Here is a 9,900-nt window from a genome sequence, read left to right as displayed (position 1 = left end):
CTTCTGAGAACCCGCGCCGGCCCGCGCCGGCTGTGCAATTCTCGAGGCCCGTCTCCGACCTGCTGTGCCCGGCCGGCGCGAGTCACTCCAGGCGCGGGGCTTCGCCGGGGTCGTGCGGGTCGAACGGCGCGTCGAGCGACTTCGTGAGATCCGCGAGCATCGCCTCGATCTGGGGCTCGACGAACTCGCCGACCGCGGCCTGGATGCGCAGGCGATGGTGCAGCAGGATGGTGCACACCTCGCGGCCGACCATGTTGGCGTAGTCGTCCGCGAGGCCGACCTCCTGGCGGAGCGCGGCCTTGGCCTCCTCGGTCAGCGGCGGCAGGTCCGGAACGTGCGCGTCGGCCTCTTCGGCGAGACCTGCGATCGTGAAGAGGAACGGCGCACCGGGCACCGGCTCAGGATCCAGCGGCAGCCCTTCGAATTCGGGGTCCAGCCCCTCGCCCGGCCGATAGCTGCGCGCACGGTTGCGGGCCGCCTGCTGGTCGAGCTCCGTCTGCAGCATCGGGAGGTTCAGTGCCGTGTACTCGGCCACCGAGCGGTCGACGATGGTCTTGATCCGCGTGGAGAGCCCGTGCTGCACGCCGTGCGGGACGTCGGCTCCGAGCCCCGCCGCGGACAGCACCGGCGACCCGAAGCAGCGCCGGCACGGAGCGGTCCGGCCGCGGTGCGTCGCAGGCTCCCACCGCGGCAGCCAGGCGAGCCAGGCGTCCACCGCCTGGCTGACCTGGGTCTCGAGCGACCGCTCCACCCGGTCAACGCTAGTACCCGGCATGTGTTTTCGCCCGGATTCCCGCGGTTCCCGGCCGCGCGGACATCCGGATCACTCGTCGAACTCGTCCTCCCAGGGCCACCGCGGACGGTGCGCGCGTGTGCGAACGAGCGCGATGCCCGCCCACGCCGACACGAATGCGGCAGCCGCCACCGACACCCCGAACCACGACGTCGCCAGGCGCCCCGCGACCGCCGTCGCGACCCCCAGGTCCGCCCCGGTGAACAGGGCCGCGAACCACACGCCCCCGATGTACGCGAGGAACGCCGCCGCGGTGGTCCACGCGGCACCCCAGTAGGACGGATGCGGCGACCCGGCGCTCGTGCGCGACGACGGGCTGTCCGCGCGAGCGATCGCCGCCCACAGCCCGCCCGCGAACGCGAGCGTCGCGCACACGACGCCCGCGGCCCCCGGGATCTGCCCGAGGCCGGGCGTCGCGATGACGTCCTCGGCGAGGACGAGGCTCGTGATGCCGAGCCCGAAGATGGTGAGCGCGATGAAGCCGACCGTGGCGAAGGCCAGGGCGATCGGCGGCCGCACCGGACCCGCCGACGCCGCGCCTTCCCCGTCACCGGCCATGCCGCCAGCCTACGTCGGCGGCTCCCGCGGCGGAGGGGGTGCGGCTACGCGCGGACGAGCTGCGGCCCGGCCTCGAGCGTGCGCTCGTACTCCCGCTGCGCCTCGATGTTGAGCTCGGTCACGCGCTTCGCGCGCGAAGCCGCCCAGGCGCCGAACCAGATGGTCAGCTCGCGCCCGATGACGAACGCGGCGATCGCCAGCGGCGTGAGCAGCTCGGCCTCGGCGAGGTCGCCGCCCTCGGTCGCCGTGAGCTCCCAGAACGGCGCCTGGAAGAGCGCGCCGAGGATGTGGCCGCCGTACGCGGCGATGCCGACCAGGATGCCGAAGACCACCCAGGCGCCCCACCGACCGCGGTTGATGATCGCGCCCAGCACCCAGAAGGCGAAGAAGAAGACCACGACCGGCACCCACAGCGACCAGGTGCCCAGGGCACCGACGACCGTCGTGCCGACGTTCTCGCCGGTCAGGTCGCCCTCGATCGCGTCGACGCCGAGCCAGACGGCGAGGTACAGCACGGCGAACGCGATGGCGGCGAGGAGGCCGATGGCACCGGCCGCCGCGCGGTTGCCGCGCGGTCGCGGCGCTTCCGGCGCCTGGACGAAGATGGGCTGCGGAGCCGCGGCGGCGACGACCGTCGGCTCGGCGACGACGGGCTCGCTCGGAGTGACGACGGGCGCGGCGACAACGGTCGGCGCGTCGTCGGCAACGGGTGCCGCCGTGGAGGAGTAGTCGAGGGATGCCGCCTCCGGCGATGCCCACGGGTCGGGCTCCGCGTCCGCCGGGGTCGCGGTGGCGGGGGCCACGGCCTCGTCGGCCGGGGCGACGGCGGGCTCGTCGGCGACGGCCGGAGCACTCGCGTCGGACGCATCCGCGGGCGTGGATGCGGCTGCGGTGGAGCTGTCGGCGTCGACCGCATCGCGGCGGGCGGCCTCTGCGTCGGCGAGGCCTTCGTTCGCGCGACCGACGACGTCGTCGACGCCGTTGGGCTCTTCGACGGGCTCGCCGTAAGACGACTTGGGGTCACTCATCGCAGGCACTCCTCACGCAGGGCCAATCCCCGCAGTGGCAGAGTAGCCCGCGGGCCCGCGCATGCCGCGGAGGCGTGCCGGAGGAATGCGCTCCCGCGTCGCGGCGACCGCCGCCGCGCGGCGCCACTACCCTGGGCCAATGGCAACACCTGCGCGAACCCCTCGCCACGGCCGGCGCGCGGCGGTCGCGGCATCCGTCCTCCTCGCGCTCGCCGTGCTGACGGCGTGCGCACCCGACGACGCACCCTCCGGCGACGGCTTCACCTACTCGCCCACCCCCACGAGGGACGCGTCCGTGACGCCGACCCCGACGCCGTCGGCGACGCCGCTCGCCGACATCCCCGACGACTGCCGCGCGATCCTCACCGCCGACGTGCTCGCGCAGCTCGAAGGCATCCCGCTCAACGACCCGGCCTTCGGGTCGTCGGGCGTACAGCCCGACGGCGGCCTCGTGTGCGTATGGCGCGACCCGGCCACGGACACCACGGGGCTGATCACGACCATCACCTACATGTCGCGCGGCCCCGCCCTCGACATGCTCAACAAGCTCGTGACCGACGAGGGCTACACCTGCTACACCCCCGACGGCGGCACGCGCTGCGAGAAGACCTGGCAGAACGAGACGTACCCGGTGACCGACGGGCGCACGCTGTTCTGGCGCGACGACATCCTCATCGACACCACCTACTCGAACCTCGCACCCAGCGGCTACACGGCCGCTGTCGTCGCGAGCATCTTCGGCTGAGGCGGCCGGATCAGCCCCACACGATGCGGTCGAGCCGCGCGCCGTAGTCATCGGGGTGCCACTGCGTCTCGACGCTCACGAGCCAGAGCCCGTCGCGCAGCGTGTGCTCCTCGCGCACCGAGCCCTGCGTCCGCGCGCACACCGTGGCGCCGCCGGCGGTACCGCACGAGAACCCGTCGCCCGAGAGCGCGGCCTCGGCGATGGAGACGGCATCCGGGTCGACCTTCGACAGCGTCGTGACGATGCCGCCCGCGTCGAACCGCCAGGTGCAGGTCACCAGCACGTCGGGGGCCGCCGCGTCGGCGAACGAGGTCGCCGTGGTGGGGGGCGGGCCGAGTGACTGGCCGAGGAGCGAGCCGGGTCGCCAGGTCAGCTCGTTCCAGAGATCGTCGGCGTACAGCGTCCGGCAGTCGACGGCCCCGCCGTCCGCCGCCGTCTGAGCGGGGATCTGCTCGGGCGTCGCGCTCGGCTGCGGCGCCGTGGCGTTGCGCAGCGTGTCGCCGACCCACGCGACCGTGACCGGCAGCATCGGCAGAGACAGCCACACGAGTGCCCCGACGACCGCCCCGCACAGGATCCCCGCGGGCACGGCGATCCACGCGTTGCGACCACCGATCCGTGCCATGGGGCCCCCACCTCCGCTTCCCACGGTAAGCCGGAACGGCCGGATGGCCTCGACCCACGCCGCGGAACCGGCGGCGGCGCGATCCGGCGAGCGGTGAAGAATACACTCCCGCCGCGCCGAGTTCGACCCCCTCTCTACAACCACCCCGGATGACGGACGGTTTTCTCCCACGGCGGATCCCCAGGCCCGGCACAGCGCCGGACCGACACCGCACGTGAAAGTGGAGGAGGAGGAGCATGTCGACATACGACACCGAACAGTCCGCAGGTCGGAGCGCGGCGACGGGAGACGTGAAGGAGCGTGCCGTCGACACGGTCGCCGAGGTGGACGCGGGCGCGAAGTACGTCGCGGGCGTCGCCGGCGAGGAGGCCGGCAGCGTCGCCCACGACGTCAAGCGCGCCGCCCGAGGGTTCTTCGACGAGACCCGGACGCAGTTGTCGGAGCAGGCCTCGACGCAGCAGCGCCGCGCTGCCGGAGCGCTGCGCAGCACCGGTGACGAGCTGGAGGGCCTGGCATCCGGCACGGCCTCAGGAGCCGGAGGCGCCGCGACCAGCGCGGTGCGCACGATCGGGCAGCAGACGCGCCGGGCCGCCGACTGGCTCGAGCAGCGCGAGCCCGCCGACGTGGTCCGGGAGGTGCGCGGGTTCGCCCGCCGCCACACCGGGGCCTTCCTGGTGATCGCACTCGGCGTGGGCATCGTCGCCGGTCGCCTCACCCGGGCGCTCGTGTCGGACGCCCGCAGCGACAGCGGGATGCCGAACGGCAGCGCGGGCCGGGTGGGCGCCCGCCCGATGGTCGCAGGAAACGGCACCGTCGGCGCACCCGCGGGAACGGCCGGCACGACGGGCTGGAACGACACCGGTGTCGCCGCAGACGGCGACACCCCGATCGGCGACGCCCTGGCGGGCGACCAGGAGAGCATGCCGACCACTCCAGGATCGCAGGGGCTGTCGACTGCGGGCGACACCGCGCAGAACGAGTGGTCGCCCAGCGGTGAGGCACGACGATGACCGACATGCCCACGCCGTCGCAGCAGAAGGCGGCCGAGACGTCGCTGGGCGACCTCGTGGGCGAGGTCTCGCGCGACCTGTCGATCCTGATGCGCAAGGAGCTCGAGCTGGCGAAGGCCGAGCTCTCGGAGTCCGCCAAGCGCGCCGGCAAGGGCGCGGGACTCCTCGGAGGCGCGGGATACGCGGCCATGATGGCCGTGCTCTTCCTGAGCCTCGCCCTGTGGTGGGCGCTCGGCACCCTGATCGGCCTCGGCTGGTCGGGCGTCGTCGTCGCCGTCATCTGGGCCATCGTGGCCGGAATCATGTACGCCGTCGGGCGGAGCCGGCTGAAGACCGTGCAAGGCGCGCCGCAGACGGTGGAGACCGTTCGAGAGATCCCCGAGGCGCTCAAGAGGAACGAGGAGAACAGATCATGAGCAACCCAGACCAGATCCGCGCCGACATCGAGGTGACGCGCGACGAGCTCGGACGCGACGTGGACGCGCTCGCCGACAAGGTGTCGCCGCCGAAGATCATGGAGCGTCAGAAGACGAGGGCGCGGCAGGTCATGACCGACGTGAAGGGACGTGTCATGGGCGTCGCCGACGACCTCGGCGACTCGGCATCCTCCACCGGCCACACCGCCGGGCAGGCCGTCGGCACCGCCGGCGACGCTGTGCGCGACCTCCCGAACAAGGCCAGGCAGACGACCCAGGGCGCACCGCTCGTGGTCGGCCTCCTGGCGGCGGGAGTCGGATTCCTCGTCGCGAGCCTGATCCCCACGACCGACGCGGAGACGCGGTGGAGCACAGCGCTGCGCGACAAGGCCCAGCCGCTCGTCGACAAGGCGGTGAATACGGCGAAGGATGCCGCGCACGAGGTGGCCGAGGGACTGAAGGGCCCGGCGCAGGATGCCGCTCAGCAGGTCAAGGACTCCGCCGTCGCGTCTGCCGAGACCGTGAAGGAGGAGGCGCAGAGCACCGCTGAACGCGTGAAGGAGAACGTCACCGAGAACGTGTCGCCCTCCAGCGGCGACGGGGCCGCGGCAACGACCGGCTCCGAGAGCATGGGCCAGACCGGCACGTCGACGTCGTCCGACCCCCTCGGCTCGGCCGAGAGCGACGACTCCCCCGGCTGGCACCGCCTCGGCTGAGGCATCCGTCCGCAGTGAACGACGAAGGGCCCCGGCTGATGCCGGGGCCCTTCGTGCTGCTTCGTCTCAGCCCGGTCGCTCGGCGACCGGAAGGGGACTCAGTTGTAGTCGGTGGTGAAACCGTCCGTGGAGAAGCTGTCGAAGTCGACGTAGCTCAGGTCGGCGTCGGTGTACGCGCCGTCCGAGGCGAAGATGCGGTTGGGGTACCGCTCGCTCTTGGCCTCCTCCGTCGCCTCGACCGTGACATCGCGGTACTTCGCGAGGCCGGTTCCGGCGGGGATGAGCTTTCCGATGATGACGTTCTCCTTGAGGCCGACGAGCGGGTCGCTCTTGCCCTCCATGGCCGCCTGCGTCAGGACGCGGGTGGTCTCCTGGAACGACGCGGCCGACAGCCACGACTCGGTCGCGAGCGACGCCTTCGTGATACCCATCAGCTCGGGACGACCCGACGCGGGGCGCTTGCCCTCGGCCACGGTCTCGCGGTTGATGTTCTGGTACTTCTTGAAGTCGACCAGCTCACCCGGCAGCAGCGTCGTGTCGCCGTGGTCGACCACGGTGACCTTCCGCAGCATCTGACGGACGATGACCTCGATGTGCTTGTCGTGGATCGGCACACCCTGCGAGCGGTACACGCCCTGGACGCCGTTGACGAGGTACTTCTGCACCTCGCGGGCACCCTGCACGCGCATGACCTCCTTGGGGTCGAGCGTGCCGACCTGGAGAGGCTGACCGACCGTGACGCGCTGCCCGTCCTCGACCAGGAGCGTCGCGCGCTTCAGGACCGGGTAGACGTGCGGCTCGTCGCCGTTGTCGGGCGTGAGGATGACCTTCTTCGACTTCTCGGTCTCGTCGATCGTGATGCGGCCATCGGCCTCGGCGATCGGCGACGCGCCCTTCGGGGTGCGGGCCTCGAACAGCTCCTGCACGCGGGGCAGACCCTGCGTGATGTCGTCGGCCGACGCGGAACCACCGGTGTGGAAGGTACGCATCGTCAGCTGCGTGCCGGGCTCACCGATCGACTGGGCCGCGATGATGCCGACGGCTTCGCCGATGTCGACGATCTTGCCGGTCGCGAGCGAACGGCCGTAGCACTTCGCGCAGACGCCGACCGCCGAGTCGCAGGTGAGGACCGAGCGGACCTTGATCGACTCGACACCCGCACCGACGAGCTTGTCGATGAGCACGTCGCCGACGTCCTCACCGGCGGAGGCGACGACCTCGCCCTTCGGGTCGACGGCGTCGGCCGCGAGCGTGCGGGCGAACACCGAGTTCTCGACGTTCGCGTCGCGCACCAGCGCACCGTCGGCGCCGGGGGCGGCGATGGTGAACTCGAGGCCCTTGGTCGTGCCGCAGTCCTCCTCGCGGATGATGACATCCTGCGAGACGTCCACCAGACGACGGGTCAGGTAGCCCGAGTCGGCCGTACGGAGGGCCGTGTCGGCCAGACCCTTACGGGCACCGTGCGTCGCGATGAAGTACTCCGCCACCGACAGACCCTCGCGGTACGAGGAGATGATCGGACGCGGGATGATCTCACCCTTGGGGTTGTTCACCAGGCCTCGCATACCCGCGATGTTGCGGATCTGCAGCCAGTTACCGCGAGCACCCGACGAGACCATCCGGTTGATGGTGTTGTCGGCCGGGAAGTTGTCCCGCATCGCCTTCTGGACCTCGTCGGTCGCCTCGGTCCAGATCTTGATGAGCTCCTGACGACGCTCGGCGTCGGTGGTGAGACCCTTCTCGAACTGCGCCTGGACCTTCGCGGCCTGCTTCTCGTAGCCCGCGACGATCTCGCCCTTGTTCGGGGGCGTGAGGATGTCGCTCAGCGCCACCGTGACACCCGAACGGGTGGCCCAGTAGAAGCCGGCGTCCTTGATGCGGTCGAGCGAAGCCGCGACCTCCACCTTCGGGTACTCCTCGGCGAGCTTGTTGACGATCTGCGACAGCTTGCCCTTGTCGGCCTGCTCGCGAACGAACGGGTAGCCCTTGGGGAGCGTGTCGTTGAAGATCGCCTGACCGAGCGACGCGTCCACGAGACCGTGGCGCTCGTAGCCCTCGGGGGCTTCGCCCTCGAGGAACGTCAGCCCGGGAACGCGGATGCGCACCTTGGCCTGCAGGTCGAGGGTGCCCTCGTCCTTCGCCAGGATCGCCTCGCCGACCGAGCCGAACACGCGACCCTCGCCGCTCGCGCCCTCCTTGACCGTGGTCAGGTGGTGCAGGCCGATGATCATGTCCTGCGAGGGCAGGGTGACCGGGCGGCCGTCCGACGGCTTCAGGATGTTGTTCGACGCCAGCATCAGGATGCGGGCCTCGGCCTGGGCCTCGACCGACAGCGGCAGGTGCACGGCCATCTGGTCGCCGTCGAAGTCCGCGTTGAACGCGGCGCAGACGAGCGGGTGCAGCTGGATGGCCTTGCCCTCGACGAGCTGAGGCTCGAAGGCCTGGATGCCGAGACGGTGCAGCGTCGGCGCACGGTTGAGGAGCACGGGGCGCTCGCGGATGATCTCCTCGAGCACGTCCCAGACCTCGGGGCGCGTGCGCTCGACGGCGCGCTTGGCCGCCTTGATGTTCTGCGAGTGACCGAGGTCGATCAGGCGCTTGATCACGAACGGCTTGAACAGCTCGAGGGCCATCTGCTTGGGCAGACCGCACTGGTGGAGCTTGAGCTGCGGGCCGACGATGATGACCGAACGGCCCGAGTAGTCCACGCGCTTGCCGAGCAGGTTCTGACGGAACCGGCCCTGCTTGCCCTTGAGCATGTCGGACAGCGACTTGAGCGCACGGTTGCCCGTGCCCGTGACGGGGCGACCACGGCGACCGTTGTCGAACAGCGCGTCGACGGCCTCCTGCAGCATCCGCTTCTCGTTGTTGACGATGATCTCGGGGGCTCCGAGGTCGATCAGGCGACGGAGGCGGTTGTTGCGGTTGATCACGCGACGGTAGAGGTCGTTCAGGTCGGAGGTCGCGAAGCGGCCACCGTCCAGCTGCACCATCGGGCGCAGCTCCGGCGGGATCACCGGGACGACGTCGAGCACCATCGAGGCCGGGCTCATGCCGGTCTGCAGGAACGAGTTGACGACCTTGAGGCGCTTGATCGCACGGATCTTGCGCTGGCCCTTGCCCTCCGAGATCTGCAGGTGCAGGTTCTCGGACTCGGCCTTCAGGTCGAACGCCTCCAGGCGGCGCTTGATCGACTCGGCGCCCATGTGGGCCTCGAAGTACTGACCGAAGCGGTCCTGCAGCTCGTGGAAGATCTCGTCTTCGCCCTTGAGCTGGCCGACCTCGAGCGTGCGGAAGTCCTCCCACACCTTCTCGAGGCGCGTGATCTGGTCGTCGGTACCCTTGCGGATGCCGGCCATCTCCTTCTCGGCGGCGTCCTTGACCTTCTTCTTCTGGTCGGCCTTGGCCCCCTCCTCCTCGAGCGCGGCGAGCTCCTCCTCCAGCTTCTGGAGGCGAGCGGCGACACGCGCGTCGCGGCGGTCCGCGAGCGTCTTCAGCTCGAGGCGGATGTTGTTCTCCTGCGTCGAGAGGTCGCGATGGCGCGCCTCCTCGTCGACCGAGATCACCATGTACGCGGCGAAGTAGATGACCTTCTCGAGGTCCTTCGGCGCCATGTCCAGCAGGTACCCGAGGCGCGACGGGACGCCCTTGAAGTACCAGATGTGCGTGACGGGCGCGGCGAGCTCGATGTGGCCCATGCGCTCACGGCGCACCGAGGACTTGGTGACCTCGACGCCGCAGCGCTCGCAGACGATGCCCTTGAAGCGGACGCGCTTGTACTTGCCGCACGCGCACTCCCAGTCGCGCGAGGGTCCGAAGATCTGCTCGCCGAACAGACCGTCCTTCTCGGGCTTGAGGGTGCGGTAGTTGATGGTCTCGGGCTTCTTGACCTCGCCGTAGGACCAACGACGGATGTCGTCAGCGGTGGCCAGGCCGATGCGAAGCTGATCGAAAGTGGTTGATTCGAGCACTGGTTCTCCTGTGTCGGAAATTCGTTCGTTACCTGGCG

9 protein-coding genes are annotated in these 9,900 nt (G+C 70.6%); 4 read left to right on the top strand and 5 right to left on the bottom strand.

Features of this window, described 5'->3' with window-relative positions; translation table 11 throughout:
• Positions 1-82: 82 nt before the first annotated feature.
• The 3 genes from MRBLWS13_RS16070 to MRBLWS13_RS16060 all read right to left on the bottom strand — a co-directional run bounded on the left by MRBLWS13_RS16070 (position 83) and on the right by MRBLWS13_RS16060 (position 2,379).
• Positions 83-751 carry a spermidine/putrescine ABC transporter substrate-binding protein gene (locus MRBLWS13_RS16070; RefSeq protein WP_349426337.1) on the bottom strand — a complete coding sequence of 223 codons (669 nt, stop codon included), beginning with the start codon at positions 749-751 and terminating at the stop codon, positions 83-85.
• Positions 752-823: 72 nt separating this feature from the next.
• The gene (locus MRBLWS13_RS16065; protein WP_349426336.1) at positions 824-1,351 is read right to left on the bottom strand and encodes a hypothetical protein; all 528 of its coding nucleotides are present in this window, start codon (positions 1,349-1,351) and stop codon (positions 824-826) included.
• 44 nt (positions 1,352-1,395) lie between these two features.
• Positions 1,396-2,379: an ABC transporter gene (locus MRBLWS13_RS16060; protein WP_349426335.1), complete on the bottom strand. Its 984-nt coding sequence runs from the start codon at positions 2,377-2,379 to the stop codon at positions 1,396-1,398.
• Positions 2,380-2,518: 139 nt separating this feature from the next.
• Between MRBLWS13_RS16060 and MRBLWS13_RS16055 the strand changes: the two genes are divergently transcribed.
• Positions 2,519-3,124 (top strand): hypothetical protein, encoded by a 606-nt coding sequence (locus tag MRBLWS13_RS16055; protein WP_349426333.1) that lies wholly within the window; start codon positions 2,519-2,521, stop codon positions 3,122-3,124.
• Between the two features lie 10 nt (positions 3,125-3,134).
• On the opposite strand, the gene MRBLWS13_RS16050 is transcribed toward MRBLWS13_RS16055, so the two are convergent.
• The gene (locus MRBLWS13_RS16050) at positions 3,135-3,749 is read right to left on the bottom strand and encodes a hypothetical protein (RefSeq protein WP_349426331.1); all 615 of its coding nucleotides are present in this window, start codon (positions 3,747-3,749) and stop codon (positions 3,135-3,137) included.
• Between the two features lie 236 nt (positions 3,750-3,985).
• Here MRBLWS13_RS16050 and MRBLWS13_RS16045 point away from each other — a divergent pair, with 236 nt between their 5' ends.
• The 3 genes from MRBLWS13_RS16045 to MRBLWS13_RS16035 are packed head-to-tail and all read left to right on the top strand — an operon-like array spanning position 3,986 to position 5,891.
• Complete coding sequence (locus tag MRBLWS13_RS16045; RefSeq protein ID WP_349426330.1) at positions 3,986-4,759, top strand: hypothetical protein; 774 nt, start codon at positions 3,986-3,988, stop codon at positions 4,757-4,759.
• Complete coding sequence (locus tag MRBLWS13_RS16040) at positions 4,756-5,175, top strand: phage holin family protein (RefSeq protein ID WP_349426329.1); 420 nt, start codon at positions 4,756-4,758, stop codon at positions 5,173-5,175. Before MRBLWS13_RS16045 ends, MRBLWS13_RS16040 begins: the two co-directional genes overlap by 4 nt.
• On the top strand, positions 5,172-5,891 hold the full coding sequence (locus tag MRBLWS13_RS16035; protein ID WP_349426328.1) for a DUF3618 domain-containing protein: 720 nt from the start codon (positions 5,172-5,174) through the stop codon (positions 5,889-5,891). The genes MRBLWS13_RS16040 and MRBLWS13_RS16035 overlap by 4 nt, the downstream gene beginning before the upstream one ends.
• A gap of 98 nt (positions 5,892-5,989) precedes the next feature.
• Here MRBLWS13_RS16035 and rpoC read toward each other — a convergent pair whose 3' ends face one another.
• Positions 5,990-9,862 (bottom strand): DNA-directed RNA polymerase subunit beta', encoded by a 3,873-nt coding sequence (gene rpoC / locus MRBLWS13_RS16030; RefSeq protein ID WP_349426327.1) that lies wholly within the window; start codon positions 9,860-9,862, stop codon positions 5,990-5,992.
• Between the last annotated feature and the right edge of the window lie 38 nt (positions 9,863-9,900).

Source organism: Microbacterium sp. LWS13-1.2 (genome assembly GCF_040144835.1).
Classification (GTDB): Bacteria; Actinomycetota; Actinomycetes; order Actinomycetales; family Microbacteriaceae; genus Microbacterium.
The sequence above is the reverse complement of the archived record's forward strand: the minus strand, read 5'-3'. Positions and strand labels throughout refer to the sequence as shown.